General features: G+C 70.7%; 23 protein-coding genes and 1 tRNA gene. 7 read left to right on the top strand and 17 right to left on the bottom strand.

Translation table 11 applies throughout. The features are described 5' to 3' along the window. Positions 1 to 192 precede the first annotated feature (192 nt). From FB470_RS02790 to FB470_RS02770, 5 genes are all read left to right on the top strand, one after another. On the top strand, positions 193 to 408 hold the full coding sequence (locus tag FB470_RS02790; RefSeq protein WP_306988473.1) for a helix-turn-helix domain-containing protein: 216 nt from the start codon (positions 193 to 195) through the stop codon (positions 406 to 408). A 538-nt stretch (positions 409 to 946) separates the two neighbouring features. After that, a complete protein-coding gene (locus FB470_RS02785) occupies positions 947 to 1,132 on the top strand; it encodes a hypothetical protein (protein WP_306988471.1) in 186 nt (61 codons plus the stop codon). Positions 1,133 to 1,240: 108 nt separating this feature from the next. Continuing rightward, the gene (locus FB470_RS02780; RefSeq protein ID WP_306988470.1) at positions 1,241 to 3,394 is read left to right on the top strand and encodes a TerD family protein; all 2,154 of its coding nucleotides are present in this window, start codon (positions 1,241 to 1,243) and stop codon (positions 3,392 to 3,394) included. Between the two features lie 227 nt (positions 3,395 to 3,621). Next, positions 3,622 to 4,269 (top strand): DUF4145 domain-containing protein, encoded by a 648-nt coding sequence (locus FB470_RS02775; protein WP_306988468.1) that lies wholly within the window; start codon positions 3,622 to 3,624, stop codon positions 4,267 to 4,269. Positions 4,270 to 4,323: 54 nt separating this feature from the next. Beyond that, entirely contained in the window at positions 4,324 to 4,677 is a 354-nt protein-coding gene (locus tag FB470_RS02770) for a hypothetical protein (protein WP_306988466.1), read from the top strand. Positions 4,678 to 4,695: 18 nt separating this feature from the next. Here the strand turns inward: FB470_RS02770 and FB470_RS02765 are convergent, their stop codons facing one another. From FB470_RS02765 to FB470_RS02740, 6 genes are all read right to left on the bottom strand, one after another. Continuing rightward, positions 4,696 to 4,959 (bottom strand): hypothetical protein, encoded by a 264-nt coding sequence (locus FB470_RS02765; protein WP_306988465.1) that lies wholly within the window; start codon positions 4,957 to 4,959, stop codon positions 4,696 to 4,698. Then, on the bottom strand, positions 4,956 to 5,738 hold the full coding sequence (locus FB470_RS02760; protein WP_306988463.1) for a metal-dependent hydrolase: 783 nt from the start codon (positions 5,736 to 5,738) through the stop codon (positions 4,956 to 4,958). Before FB470_RS02760 ends, FB470_RS02765 begins: the two co-directional genes overlap by 4 nt. After that, a complete protein-coding gene (locus FB470_RS02755; RefSeq protein WP_306988462.1) occupies positions 5,735 to 5,935 on the bottom strand; it encodes a hypothetical protein in 201 nt (66 codons plus the stop codon). The genes FB470_RS02760 and FB470_RS02755 overlap by 4 nt, the downstream gene beginning before the upstream one ends. A gap of 77 nt (positions 5,936 to 6,012) precedes the next feature. Beyond that, positions 6,013 to 6,258, bottom strand: coding sequence for a hypothetical protein (locus tag FB470_RS02750; protein WP_306988460.1), 246 nt, complete (start codon positions 6,256 to 6,258; stop codon positions 6,013 to 6,015). A gap of 42 nt (positions 6,259 to 6,300) precedes the next feature. Continuing rightward, on the bottom strand, positions 6,301 to 6,669 hold the full coding sequence (locus FB470_RS02745) for a response regulator transcription factor (RefSeq protein ID WP_306988458.1): 369 nt from the start codon (positions 6,667 to 6,669) through the stop codon (positions 6,301 to 6,303). Continuing rightward, positions 6,666 to 6,794 carry a hypothetical protein gene (locus FB470_RS02740; RefSeq protein WP_306988456.1) on the bottom strand — a complete coding sequence of 43 codons (129 nt, stop codon included), beginning with the start codon at positions 6,792 to 6,794 and terminating at the stop codon, positions 6,666 to 6,668. The genes FB470_RS02745 and FB470_RS02740 overlap by 4 nt, the downstream gene beginning before the upstream one ends. A gap of 123 nt (positions 6,795 to 6,917) precedes the next feature. Between FB470_RS02740 and FB470_RS02735 the strand changes: the two genes are divergently transcribed. Both FB470_RS02735 and FB470_RS02730 read left to right on the top strand, forming a co-directional pair. Continuing rightward, positions 6,918 to 7,268 carry a hypothetical protein gene (locus FB470_RS02735; RefSeq protein WP_306988455.1) on the top strand — a complete coding sequence of 117 codons (351 nt, stop codon included), beginning with the start codon at positions 6,918 to 6,920 and terminating at the stop codon, positions 7,266 to 7,268. Between the two features lie 26 nt (positions 7,269 to 7,294). Beyond that, positions 7,295 to 7,365 (top strand) — tRNA-Cys (locus tag FB470_RS02730). Between the two features lie 262 nt (positions 7,366 to 7,627). Here FB470_RS02730 and FB470_RS02725 read toward each other — a convergent pair. Genes FB470_RS02725 through FB470_RS02675 form a run of 11 tightly spaced genes read right to left on the bottom strand, consistent with a single transcriptional unit; the run spans position 7,628 to position 12,708 of the window. Then, positions 7,628 to 7,810 (bottom strand): hypothetical protein, encoded by a 183-nt coding sequence (locus FB470_RS02725; protein ID WP_306988454.1) that lies wholly within the window; start codon positions 7,808 to 7,810, stop codon positions 7,628 to 7,630. A gap of 35 nt (positions 7,811 to 7,845) precedes the next feature. After that, on the bottom strand, positions 7,846 to 8,421 hold the full coding sequence (locus tag FB470_RS02720; protein ID WP_306988452.1) for a metallophosphoesterase family protein: 576 nt from the start codon (positions 8,419 to 8,421) through the stop codon (positions 7,846 to 7,848). Next, positions 8,418 to 9,143, bottom strand: a complete 726-nt coding sequence (locus FB470_RS02715) for a nucleotidyltransferase domain-containing protein (RefSeq protein ID WP_306988451.1) — start codon at positions 9,141 to 9,143, stop codon at positions 8,418 to 8,420. The genes FB470_RS02720 and FB470_RS02715 overlap by 4 nt, the downstream gene beginning before the upstream one ends. Then, positions 9,143 to 9,493, bottom strand: coding sequence for a hypothetical protein (locus tag FB470_RS02710; RefSeq protein WP_306988450.1), 351 nt, complete (start codon positions 9,491 to 9,493; stop codon positions 9,143 to 9,145). The genes FB470_RS02715 and FB470_RS02710 overlap by 1 nt, the downstream gene beginning before the upstream one ends. Further along, positions 9,490 to 9,774: a DUF7352 domain-containing protein gene (locus FB470_RS02705; protein WP_306988449.1), complete on the bottom strand. Its 285-nt coding sequence runs from the start codon at positions 9,772 to 9,774 to the stop codon at positions 9,490 to 9,492. Before FB470_RS02705 ends, FB470_RS02710 begins: the two co-directional genes overlap by 4 nt. 5 nt (positions 9,775 to 9,779) lie before the next feature. Continuing rightward, positions 9,780 to 10,271, bottom strand: a complete 492-nt coding sequence (locus FB470_RS02700) for a hypothetical protein (protein ID WP_306988448.1) — start codon at positions 10,269 to 10,271, stop codon at positions 9,780 to 9,782. After that, a complete protein-coding gene (locus FB470_RS02695) occupies positions 10,268 to 10,699 on the bottom strand; it encodes a hypothetical protein (protein ID WP_306988447.1) in 432 nt (143 codons plus the stop codon). The genes FB470_RS02700 and FB470_RS02695 overlap by 4 nt, the downstream gene beginning before the upstream one ends. Beyond that, positions 10,699 to 11,181, bottom strand: a complete 483-nt coding sequence (locus tag FB470_RS02690) for a hypothetical protein (protein ID WP_306988446.1) — start codon at positions 11,179 to 11,181, stop codon at positions 10,699 to 10,701. The genes FB470_RS02695 and FB470_RS02690 overlap by 1 nt, the downstream gene beginning before the upstream one ends. Then, on the bottom strand, positions 11,178 to 11,621 hold the full coding sequence (locus FB470_RS02685; protein ID WP_306988444.1) for a hypothetical protein: 444 nt from the start codon (positions 11,619 to 11,621) through the stop codon (positions 11,178 to 11,180). Before FB470_RS02685 ends, FB470_RS02690 begins: the two co-directional genes overlap by 4 nt. After that, the gene (locus FB470_RS02680) at positions 11,618 to 12,205 is read right to left on the bottom strand and encodes a hypothetical protein (protein WP_306988442.1); all 588 of its coding nucleotides are present in this window, start codon (positions 12,203 to 12,205) and stop codon (positions 11,618 to 11,620) included. Before FB470_RS02680 ends, FB470_RS02685 begins: the two co-directional genes overlap by 4 nt. Further along, positions 12,202 to 12,708: a DNA translocase FtsK gene (locus FB470_RS02675; protein WP_306988440.1), complete on the bottom strand. Its 507-nt coding sequence runs from the start codon at positions 12,706 to 12,708 to the stop codon at positions 12,202 to 12,204. The genes FB470_RS02680 and FB470_RS02675 overlap by 4 nt, the downstream gene beginning before the upstream one ends. Positions 12,709 to 12,710: the final 2 nt, after the last annotated feature.

Genomic DNA, 12,710 nt, shown 5'->3' with positions numbered 1-12,710 from the left:
CTGGGAACTCATCCCCTGGTGCGGATGGCAGTTGGGGCGGGCCCCCCGAAGTCCTCCCAGACGACCAAGGCCGCCTGCCCGGCACGCCCGGCCACAACCCCGACTACCGCCGCCGATCACCGAAGAAGGTCGCCCGCCGCACCCACGGATAACGCCAGCCTGTCCGTGACACGACCCGCGCACGCTGCGGACGTGCCCACCATCCCCGAAGACCAGCGCGCCGCGATCCTCGCCGACGACGGCCCGCCCTCACACCGGGCGCTCGCCGAGCAGTTTGGCGTGTCGAAGGGCACGATCTACAACGTCGCACGTGATGCCGGCCTGTCGCACCTCTGGGAGGACCGCACCGCCCGCACCGAGGCCGCGAACGCAGGGCCCGGGCAGTCGCCGAGCTGGGGGCAGTCGTAGGTGCCGTCGTTGTGGTTCGTGACGTGCCCGGTGCACGAGAGCGTGGTCTTGCGGCGCTTCGGGTCCGCCGCAACCCACCGCTCCTCGTGGCGGGCGGCATCGCGGCGGCACCCGCCGCGGCCAACGTGGAATGTCACCGGCGGGCCGCCCGAGATCTCCAGGTTCGTGTGGAACGTCAACGACTTCTGCCGCTGCGTCACCGGCTCCCGGCAGGACGGGCACACCCCGGCGTCCTCGTAGCGAGACATGATCTTCATGTGCCGGTCGGCGACGCGGGCGGCGTTGCTGGCGCGATTCACCCGTCGTACTCGGTGTGCAGCTGCCCGGACTGCCACGCCCGCGGCCGGTTCGGGTGCCATCCGAGCCCGACCGCGAAACGCAACAGCAGTGAGGGGGAGCGGCGATCGACCCGGAAAACCCGGTGGGGATGAGCGGTGTGGTGCGCGCCCTCTCATGGACCGGTCGCACTGAATTGCCGCAGTTGCGCAACTTGTGTAAGGTTCATGGGGTACGGACCACAACACCACCGGGGGTAACCATGAACACCAACCGCGCCCGCCGCCGCACCGTCGACACCAGCGACTACATCGACACCCACGGCAAACAGCCCCAGGGCTACGGCTCCTGGATCTTCACCGACGGCACCCGCCAGCACGATGCCACCGGCTACTACGCCGACGTCCGCGCCCAGCTCCCCGCCGGGCACTGGACCCTCCTGCCCTGACCCGGAAGCCTGCGCCGCGAGGACGCGCACACCACCGCCCACGCATAACCGTTTCGGCCAGCCCCGCCGGGAATGGCACGATCAACCGCAACAGCTAGGGGGAACCACATGTCGTTGACCACGCTGCTCGTGCAGCGCACCAAGCGGGTGCCGATCCCGACCGGCCCCTCCGGAGACGGCGCCACCGTCGCCCGCCAGCTCGACGCCGCCCTCATGGACGTCGGATTCAAGCTGTCCGGCGAGCTGCTGCGGCAGCTGTCCGCCATGTCCCCGGGCGTGGTGATCGACCTCGGCGTGTCGGTGCTCGGCGCCGTGCGCGAACTGGCCGGCGACCACGTCCAGCACAACGTGTACTTCAAGCGGTTCCCGCAGGGCGTGCCGGACACCATCACGTTCTGGCTCCAGTGCCTCGGCCAGCTCGCCCCCGCCGACGGGCAGGTGACGCTGTCCAGCTTCGGCACCATCAACCTGGTGGACCTGCCCACGTACGGCCGGTACCAGCACACCTACTACGAGATGCTGGCCGCCCACGAAGAGCTGATCGCCGCCGCGGGCGACAGGGTCACGGTGCTGCACCTCGGCGGCACGTTGCAGGATGAAGCCCACCGCCTCTACCTGCAGCTCGCCTCCTCCACGGTGCCGCTGCCGGAGCACGACCGCGCCCTGTTCGAGACCCTGGCCGTGTTCTGCGCCGACAACACCCAGCCCGACACGATCCCCGCGCGCGAGAACCGCGCGGTCATCAACCGGGTGCGGTTCGCCCACCACCGGCCGCTGCTGGTGGACACCGTGACCGACGTGCTCCGGCTCGCCGCGGCGCTGTCCGGCGGGGACGTCACGCTCGAGACCGCGACTCGGTTCCGCGGCCTGTCCCGGAAAGACCGGCGCGCGCTGCTCGCCGCGCTCGACACGGTCGCCGCCAATCCCGCCAAGCTGGGCGACGTCAAGGCCCACGCCCGCGCCTGGGTGCGGCTGGCCGGCGGGCTCCACGCCGAGGACTACGCGGACCGGTACCCAAACGCCGCCCGGGTGTTCACCGTCGCTCGCGGCGATGACTACGTGCCGTCGATCGCTGCCCGCGTCGACGCCGCCCTCGGCGTCGGGGACGTGCCAGGCGCCGTGCGGGTCCTGCAGGCCGCGCCGGGGCTGTTGATGCGCTCCCTGGACCGGGTTGCCCGCGCGGCGGGGCCGGACGCGCACAGCGCGATCCTGGACGCCGTGCACGCCGTCCGCGGCAAGGTGTCGGCGCGGGTGCTGCTGTCGGTGCGTGAGCACCTGATCAACCGGGTCGCGGAGCGCGACGGCACGCCCCGGGTGTTCACCAACCGCAAGGGCAAGGCCTGGGTCACCGAGGACAACCGCCTGCCGCTGCCGCACGGCCTCGTGCACGAGCTGTGCGCCGCCATCGACAGCGAGATCACCGCCCGCCTCGCCGACCGGGTGGAGGGCACCGTGCTGTTCGACCCCGATTTCCTGCGGATCGCGCTCCCACTGTCCGGCAAGACCGCCCCACGCGGCATGGGCGTCGTGCCCCGCGGCTCCATGCAGCGCATCAGCGGGGACGTGCTGTCGTTCTTCATCCACTGGCGGCAGAACGAGCGCCGCACCGACTACGACCTGTCCGTGCAGCTGTACGCCGACGGGTTCCGCGAGGCCGGGCACGTCTCCTACACCGCGCTTCGGCACGGGGAGATCGTGCACTCCGGCGACATCACCGACGCCCGCGACGGCGCCACCGAGATCATCGACGTCCCCCACGGCAGCGTCGACGCCCGGTACGTGATGCCGCAGGTGCTCCTGTTCGCCGGGGAGTCGTTCATCAAGGCCGCGGAGGCGTTCTTCGGGTACATGACCCGCGACCGCGCCCAGAAGGGCCAGCCCTACGAGCCCCGCACAGTGCGCGCGAAGTCCGACCTGACCGGCCGCGGCCGGGTCGCGTTCCCAGTGCTGTTCCTGCGCGACGACGACGGCGCGTGGTGGGCCAAGTGGCTGCACCTCTACACCAGCGGCCGGGCCCAGCTCAACCAGGTTGAGCACACCAGGGCCACCGCCGGGACGCTGGCGCGCGGCATCATCGACCGCGAGTACCTGAACGTCGGCTACCTGATCGGCATGGCCGGCCAGCACTCCAAGGTGGAGCCGTGGCACGGGCAGCACGTCGACGGCCCGGTCACCTTCATCGGCTGGGAGCGGCCGGAGGGGCTGCCTGAGTCGACGCGGGTGATCACGGTGGACAACCTGGCGGACCTGATCCCGGAGTAGCGAAACTGTTGCGCTACAATGGTTCACGGAGGCATCGAGAGGACTTCCTTCTCAAACACTTCGGATGTGACTGTAGCCCTCTCCACTCCTCCAGCCATTGACGACGAGAGAGCCCCAGCGGGCCGGGATGGATACCAACCCCGCTGGGGCTTTCTCGTGTCTAGTCCTGCCCGCGCAGTGGGTCCGGCATGCGGGCACCGTCGTACGTCCCCGCTAAGATCCTGCGGATGGCAAACCGGGTGTGTTGGCATTGCGGCGTTTCGGCCCACCAGACGCCTCGCGGCGATGAGGCAAGGCGGGCTGTAGACGATACGTGGAGTGCGGTCTTTGCCTGCGACGAATGCGGCCAGCTCTCCATCGCGCGGACGGCACAAAAGTTCACAAACTCCGGTGTCGGTAGGTCGATTCTCGCGCAGATGCATCGCGGAGAGATCCCGGTCATCTGGCTACCGAGACACCCGATCGGCCGCGACTTTCCGGACGTTCCGGACCATATCGCAAGCGCCGCCTCAGAGGCTCACGCCGACCACAGCATCGGATCGTTCCGATCCGCGGTGTTGCTCGCCCGCTCCGTGATCGAGGCGACCGCAAAGGACAAGGGCATTACCGGCGGGAATCTGGACAGCAAGATCAACGAGCTGCACACCCGCGGTCTCATTCGCGAGTTGGTGCGGGAACAGGCCCACGAGGTTCGGTTCTTGGGCAACGACATGGCCCACGGAGATTTCGTCGAGCCGGTATTCGAGGAAGAGTCGGCCGAGATTCTCGAGCTCATGGGCGAGGTGCTTGAGGAGGTCTACCAAGCCCCGGCCCGGTTAGAGGCCCGACGACAGGCTCGCCGCGAGCGCCGCGAGGGAGCAGGCGCGGCCGGCTGACAGCTCGCTCCCACCCATCTGGCGATCAAGTCGAACACATGTTCTACTCAAGGGGTGGGTGACGACCAGGGCCGCGCCGAACGCGCGCGCATCGCTGAACTCGCCGACCAGTGGCGCAAGATCTCCGGGCGCCTGCCGTTCCTGGTCGTCGAGCACACCGACCGCGGCGACATCGTGCTCCGTGAGCAGTTCGCCGACGGTGAACCCGTCGCCACCCTGCACGGCCGCTGGGCACCAGAGATCGCGCGCTACCTCGACCGGCTGCAGAAGGACGCCGGCGTCGCGCTGGCGGAGCTGCTGTGGGTGATCGGCGGCCACGGCGACGGGCGAGACATCCGCCGCGCCGCGCTGAACCTGCTCCGCGCGATGGGCCTGGAGCAGCGCAAGGCGCGCCACCGGCCACGGTGAGCGGCCGGGCGTTGTTGATCAGGCGGCGTCGCTCCCGGGCGGGTTGTCGGTGTGGAGGTGACCGGCTGGGCAGGGCTGACCCGGCCACGGCAGCCGTGCCCCGCAGATCGTGTGCCGGCCGCCGCGCACAGTCGAGGCGTGGCAGGTGAACTCGCGTCGCACCGCGGCCGCCAGCTCGGCCCGGGCGCGAGCGCTACGCCGGTCCTCGACGTGTTTGAACAGGACGAACGCGATCAGCGCGGCCAGAACCATGATGATGAATGCCCAGTCGATCCACGTCATGACAGGGCCTCCACGGTGTTCCCGACGTTGGTGTAGATCTCGGTGAGTACGGGCCACACCCCGGGCACCAGCACGATCCCGAGCACTGCGAACACGGAGAACACGATGTTCTCCTCGAACGCGGAGCCGGTGTGGAACCGCAGGAACGCCGGGGGTCGGATCTCGTACCAGGTCTCGCCGCGGATCGGTATGGGGAACAGGAACGGGCACCCGGACTCGGTGAGCGCGTCCCCCAGGCAGTGCACGAAGCACCCAACAGTGACGGCGATCCCGAGCGACCCGGCGAGCTGGTCGAGCTGGCCTGCGACGTCACCGCCGGCCTGGGCGAGCCACACTACCGCGGCACCGCCCCCGACCAACCAGATCCACCGGCCGAGCGCCCCAGCGGCGAGCAGGAGCGCGAACCACACCACTACCCCGACGACGGCCGCGCCCCCGACAGCGGTGGCCGCGGCGGTGGCGAACCCGAGCGCGACGGCGAATAGCACGGTGTGCGAGAGGTGCCGGTGCTCGCCGGTGCGCCACTGCTCGTCGCGCGGCCCCATCGTCGCCCGGTACAGCACGCTCGAGGCGGCGCGCAGCGCCCACGACGCGCCGCCGGTGATGGGGCCGAGGGACCGTGATGCGCGTGCCTCCGGGTGGTCGAGGTCCGGCAGGAGTGCGAACCCGGCGGTCGTGGCGCCGAACACCACGGCCTCATGCAGCGAACCGGCGCCGAGCGCGGGCGCGAGCGCTAACCCGGCGCACCAGCCGGTGAGCGCGTGGGTGCGGCCCATCATCTGCGACCGCCGCCCCTCGGGCGCACGGTGGCGGCGGTGACGAGCGCAGCCCCGGCAGCAACGGCGGTGCCGAACGTGACACCAGGCGCGGCAGGGGTGATCAGCATCAGCAGCAGCGCCGCCGTCAGCAGGAGGACGGTGATCATCAGCAGGCTGTAGGCGCGGTGGCGAGCGAGGCTGTCGCGGTCTGCGGACATGATTCCCCAGGGCGTGTGGTGGGTCGATTGGAGACCGGCCGGGGCGAAGGGGCGGTCACCGCGCCCCGGCCGGCGGTCTATGCCGCGTCTGCGGGTTCGGGCAGGCGGCTGGCGACGCGATCGGCGAACTGTTCGGCGAGCTCCCGCGCCGCGCGGTGCGTCGGGGTCCGTACGCCGCGCACGTGGCCGGTGCAGTGGTGTTGCATCGAGACCGCGCCGGTGCCGTCGGCGAAGTAGGCGCGGCGCACCGTGACGGGGCCGGCATGGGTGACGGCGGCGTGAAGTTCGTGCGGTGCGGTGTCGTCGATCCAACGATGCGGCATGTAAACGACTATACCCGCGACTGTTGCGGTAGAGAAGGGTTGCTACGGAATCAACCGTCGCCGCACCGCCGCGACCGCGGCCTCCGTGCGGTTCGCCACTCCCAGCTTGCGGTATATCCGCGCCGCTGTGGCCTTCACCGTGTCCGCGGACAGGTACAGCTCGCGGCCTATCGTCCGATCTGTTTTGCCGTCGGCGATCCCGCGGAGCACCTGCAGCTCCCGCGGCGTCAAACTCTCGTCGCGCACGGCCGTGATGGTGGGGCGGGCGAGGTAGGTCTTTACGTTGCTGTCGCTGGGCATCTCGCCCATCGAATGCGCGCGTGTCCGCAGCCAGAACGCGAAGTCCTCGCGCAGCTCGGCCGGCAGGATCGCAGCGAACACGTCCCGTTCGTTCAGTTCCATGCTGGTCATGCGGGCTTCCGATTGGCCTTGCGGTCGATCTCGGTGAGCCAGCCCGCGGCGCGGCGGAACATCGCCGCGTCCTCGTCGGCGCGGTCGGCCAGTTCGTCGAGGAGCTGGCCCAGTATGCGCAGCATCGACACCTCCCGGTGGTCGTGTCAGTGAGCAGAGATCTAGTTGTACACGACTATACCCGCCAGTGTTGCGATCTCACGTGTCGGCGGGCGTAGCATCAACCCGTCCCGCGATGGGACCCCGTGATGGGAGAACAACTGGAGGGGGGCGGCATCATGCCGCACGAGAACATCCAAGGCATCGACGGCCAGCACAACCGCGCCCAGGTGATCTGGAAGCCCGCGGGCAACACCGCGCACGCCTACCACGACCCGGAACCCGGATACGTCCAGGTCATGACCGAAGACCCTGACAGCCCAGCCCGATTCCCCGAGCGGCGCATCAGCGCGGAGGGCAACACCGGCGAGACCCTGTGGGGCCTGGACCACGGCGAGCCTTGCACCGGGTTCGCCATCACCCTCGACCGTGATGGCTGCAACCGCATGATCCGCGCGCTCCGGCGCGCCAGGGACTCCGCGTTCGGCGCTGACGCGTAGGCTCGACGGCGCGCAACAGCGCGCCAGGTGGTGTGGCCGAGTGGCTAGGCAACGGCCTGCAAAGCCGTCCACGCGGGTTCGATTCCCGCCATCACCTCTCCGGTGCGGCGGCCGGCGCAGCAGCCGCCGCAACACCCGGAAACAGGGTCGCCCTGCGCAGGCGACGAAGCTGGGGACACGCCTACCAGTCCTGGCTGGTCCCAGGGGCCGTGGGAGGCCGGACGGCAAGCGGCCGCCGCGCGCGCTCCTCCGGCCGGGGACCGGCGCGGGGGCCGCTTCCCTACAGGCGTGCGGCTGGGGTGCCGACACGAAAACGGCCCCGCACCAACTCGGTGCGGGGCCGTTTCACTGCTGGCTGGTCACTTAGCCGCGTAGGGCTCCGGCAGCGGCGGCAGCTCGGTCCGCGGGGCGAGCCCGGCCATCTCGCACCGGGCGCACTTCGTCCGCTTGTTCTCGCCCTCCGGGCGCAGCAGGATCTTCCCGTCGCACCCCTCGGTCTCGCAATCCGGCCAGTCCGCCAACGTCGCCCTGGTGTCGCTCATCCCTCGTGCCTCCGTGTTGTGCTCCGCCCTGCACGCTACCCCGCCGCCGGACCCGGAACGCCGAGCAGCTCGGCGACCTCCTCAGTCCGCACCGGCCGCAGCTCCCACGCGTCGAGCCCGACATGCACCTGGCGCCCGTCGCCGCGCTCCGAGCTGTGGGTGTGCCCGTGCAGCAACGGCATACCCTCGTCCCGCAACCGGTACTGGGTGAACCGGTCCTGTCCGTGGTCCCCCGTGTAGGGGAAGTGCGACAGCAGCACCCTGCGGCCGTGCACGAGCTTGATCCGGGCGAACGCCTGCACCGACGCGAACACGCCCAACCACTCCCGCTGCTTGAGGTGCGCGCCACGGTGGATCGGGGAGCACTCATCGTGGTTGCCGGTGACCAGGTGGATCGTGCCGTGCAGCTGCTCGACGTGGTGCGCGAACCGCGACAACCTGCCCATGCCGACGTCCCCCAGGTGCCACACCGTGTCGCCGGGTCGCACCAAGCTGTTCCACGTCTCGACGATCGCGGCGTCGTGCTCGGTCGGCGAGTCGAAGCCGCGGAGCCCGGACACCAGCTTGTGGTCGAAGTGCGTGTCGGAGGTGAACCACACACTGCCGGTCACGCCGCCACCCCCGCGGTCTGGAAGAAGTGCGCCCGCACGCGCAGGAGCCACGCCTCCGCCGCCCGCTTGTCGGGCTCGTCCGGCAGCGCGGATGGTTTGGAGTCCATCGCCATCCCGGCCGCGGCCAACGTCGCCTCCGCGAGCGCGAGACCACGCTCCGCGTCCTCGGCGACGGTGCGGCCGAAGTCGTGGTACTCCTGCGGGTCGTCGACCCGCACCGGCAGCTCACCGGCGAGGTACAGCGACATGCCGGCGCGCACCAGGCGCAGCAGGTGCCGGGCGTGCTTCTCGGTGCGCTTCGCGGTGTTCGAGGAGAACGACGTGCCCCGGTCACGCAGCCGCCGGAACTGCTGCGTCGCATACCCCAGGTACGCGTTCCGGACCCGCTCGGCACCGAGCAGCGACCCGCGGAGCGCGATCAGCTCCCGTCCGAGCGGGTGCACCTCCTGGTAGCAGTCCTCCGGCAGCCACAGCAGCTCCGTGACGGTCGGGTTCGCCGACAGGCACAGGGACACGAACTTGCCGGCCTCGTGCACAGCGACGTCCGGGTCGGTCGAGACCTGGGTGGCGGCCTTCCCGGTCGGGGCGTGCAGCCCGTGGAACGCCTCTGTCGGGGCTGCGGCGACGCCGAGCGTGTCCATGTCGGAGGTGGGGGTGGCCAGCCCATAGGCGTGGGAGCCCACGGTGCCGGTGATCAGCGGGGTCCAGGTCACAGCGCGCATCACGACTCCTGTCCCGGGGTGCGGGTGTTTCGCTCCAGCCACCGGCCTCCGCCGATTCGGATCGCGCCGCACGGGCACCGCTCGGTCTCCTCGTGGCCCTCAATTCCGCGCGTCTGCGGCCAGCACTCGTGCCCGATCGCCGGGAGCGGCGAGTCGAGCCACGGTACGCCGTCGCGGTGCCACACCTCGAGCCCGGTGTCCGGATCGCGGGAGGCCAGCATCCACTCGCCCGGGCCGGTCGGCCCGTACGGCTCGTTGTTCCCGCGGTCGCGGGTGAACAGCGCCCACACAAGCACCGCGATCCACAGCACGACCATGATCGCGATGAACCAGCCCAGCGGGTCCATCACACCTTCACCTCCGCTGGGGTCTGGTCCTCGAACACGTGCCACACCAGCCCCAGGTCCGGGTGCTGCACGGTGGCGATGTGCTGCAGCTTCCCGTCCGGCATCGGGTTGCCGGTGCCGACGATCACGAGCGTCCGCGGCTCCACAGGGTTCTCCCGCTCGACGGCGGCCCACACGCACAGCACGCCGTGCTGGAACTGGGCGTCGAGGATGTCCGAGCCCGCTGGCATGTTGACGGGTTGACGGTCGGTGATGTCCAGCGGGAACTTCCAGATCGAACGCATGTCGGTCACCGCCTGTTCAGGGTGCGCGGGGGACGCGGCCGTCCCGGTTTCGGTCCGGTGTTGCGGTGGCGGCGCAACCACAGCGCTCGCCGCGCCGGATCCTCGGGCGCGCGGTCTGGCAGGAGACCGGCCTCGGCGAGCACCTGCGACGTCGTCGCGGCGGCCAGCGCGAACGGGCGGAACGCGGCGATGATGCGCCCGAATGCCGTCTCCAGTTCGGACATCGTCGCGGTGATCTTCCGCTGCATCGCGGCCGCATGCTCGGCGGCCTCCCGGTGGCGGCGCTGCTCCTCGCGCAACTCCTCCGCCACCGCCTCCACACTGCCCAACCGCCGGTACAGGTCGTTCCACCGCCGCTGGTGCCCGTAGGTGCAGAAATCCTCGGACGGGCTGTCGCCGAGCGGGCCGCCGCAGTAGTGGCAGCCGATCGCGTGGTCGATCCGCTCGATGATGTCCACGTTGTCCATCCGTTCCCCCTTGTTACGAACCTCGATCATGACCCAGCGCTCCCGCCGGCCTTCGCACCGGCCCCACCCGACACACCGGACTTCACGCCGAAACCACCGCGCTGGATCTGCGAAACGGTGCCGCCGGTCTTCGGCATCCCCTTCGCAACAGGCGCCCCGGACGGCACACGGCGGATGCCCACGTTGCCCGGTACCCGCTGCCCGACCGGCGGGATCACCGTGGCGCCGTTGGACATCGGCACCCACAGGAAGAACATGCCCGGGTGGCTGGTGTGACCGGTGTCGTCCCAGTCGCCGCACGCGTCGTCGTCGAGCCGGTTCCCAGTCGCTTGATCGACGCACACGGCCCCGTACTGGGCGTCCGGCGGCGGGGCGGCGTCACAACCAGCCAGGAACAGTGCCGCAACCGCGGACACGTACCCGAGCGCCGGACCCCGCCCCATCCATCGGCTGTCCATCAGTCGCCTCTCTCCGGGGCGTCATCCACCCACGGGGTGCCGATCACCGTGACAGTGCGGCGCTTCAGCTGCGGGTTCGTCCAGTTCCCCTCGCCGAGCGCGTGCGCGTAGAGCCGGTACAGGGCCTGCACGTGCTCCTCGGTGCGGGCGGTGAAGTCGTAGTGCGGGAACGGGGCGCCCGGGCACCCGGTGAGCCGCACCTCGTCGTAGGTGGTGACCTCGTTGTGCCGTGGGGGTTCGACGTCTTCGCATCCGCAGGTCCCGGTGTGCCGGTTGCCGTGCTTGCCGTCCGGGCCCAGCGGGCGCTGCCGGTCGATGTCGTCGATCAGGCGCCCCAGCCGCGCGGAGTGCTCGGCCGCCCGCTGCCCGGCGGCGCGCGCGCCGTGGGTCAGCGCGGCCTGCGCCACGCACAGCGTCTCCCGGATCATCTTGAGCGTGTCCGCCGGATGCGCGGACTGGATCACCGTCGCCCGCGCCGTCACTGGCCGATCTCCTTGGCGACCGCCGCGCGGTACCGCTCGAGCACCGGCAACATGCGCTCCTGCAGGTGGGGCGGCGCCATGTGGAAGGTCCGCTCGCACGCGGCGAGGTCGCTGCGGTCCGCTGGGTACTCGTGCCGCTCCGGCTCCGGCCGCGCGCCGGCCGCGAACCAGGCCAGCGCGTCGGAGGACACCCCGGTGCACCGGTCCTTGGAGAACCGGACCCCGGAGCCGTCGCGCCGGTACCGCTCGGCCACGAACTCCAACTCGGCGCGGGCCCGGGCCGCTGCGACCACCGCGGGCCGTACCTCGGTGTCCAGGTAGGCGATCGCGTCCCGCATCTCGTCGCACACCCGGTTGCCCTGGCCGATCAGCGCCCCCAGCAAGCCGTTCAGCTGGGCACGCAACCGGTGCAGCAGTTCGGGTGCCGTTTGCTCGTTCACTGGTTCCGTTCCCCCTCGTAGCTCGGGTCCCACTTGCGGCGGATCGCGTCGGCCTCGCCCGGCTCCCACGGCCGCAGCACAAACCCGCCGTCCGTGAACGGAGATCCGTCGGCGAGCCGAGCTTCGCCCGCGTGCTCCCACGCGGGCAGGCCGCACCGTTCGCAGGTGTCGAAGGACTGGCCGACCCAGTGGAATCCGTCCGCGCAAGGCTGTGGCTTCCCCTCGGCCGGCGCGGCCGCGGTGTCGGGCGGCGCGGGGCGCCAGGGCCCCACGAACACGGTGCGGCACACCAGCTCCGCCGACGGACCGAAGAACCCGCCGACGATCCACTCCTGGGCGTGCTGGCGGTCGTCGCGCACCTCGACGGTCTCGGCGCCCTCGCTGCGGTGCCGGACACCCCAGTCCTCGTAGGTGCGCTCCGCCCGCGCGGCGAGCTCGTCGTTGAGCAGGTTCGCCAACGTCGTCGCCCGCATCCACGCGCTCGGGCCATGGAACTGCTTCACGTCCCGGTCCCCGTGGCGCACGGCGTAGTCCATCGGCCCCTCGTGGACCTCCGCCACGACGTACGGCCGGTCCTCCGTCACGCCCGTTCCCCCTTCTGCAACTCGGCGACGAGCGCCCGCCCGTCAGCCTCGGACATCAACACCTTGTGGGCCATCGACCCGACGGTCGGCGCGACCACGCCCCAACCCTCCAGAAGCTCGAACAGCCGCACCGTCTCGTTCCACCCCGTGCCCAACTTCCGCGCCACCATCGACTTCGCGCCGAACTGACGCGAGGTCACGAGCTGCACGGCGTAGATGAACCGGTCCCGGAAATCCCCCGGGTCGGGCCTGGTGACATGCCCGTCGGGCTCGGCCTGCGCAGCGAGGTACCGGTACGCCTCGGCGTACATGGCCTCGGAGTGCTGCAGCGTGGCGGCGAGCTTCCGGGCCCGTTCGGTGACAGCGATCCAGTCCCGTTCGTCCAGCTCCGGGTAGTCCTCCCAGCCGACGCGCCCGGACTCCAGCGCGGTCCGCGCAGCGTCGGCCAGCACCCGGCGGGCAACCGTGTCCACCGCAGCCCGCGTCTTCTCGGGATCGACCACGA

The organism is Amycolatopsis thermophila, from assembly GCF_030814215.1.
GTDB lineage: Bacteria > Actinomycetota > Actinomycetes > Mycobacteriales > Pseudonocardiaceae > Amycolatopsis_E > Amycolatopsis_E thermophila.
This window is presented reverse-complemented; position numbering and strand designations above follow the sequence as displayed.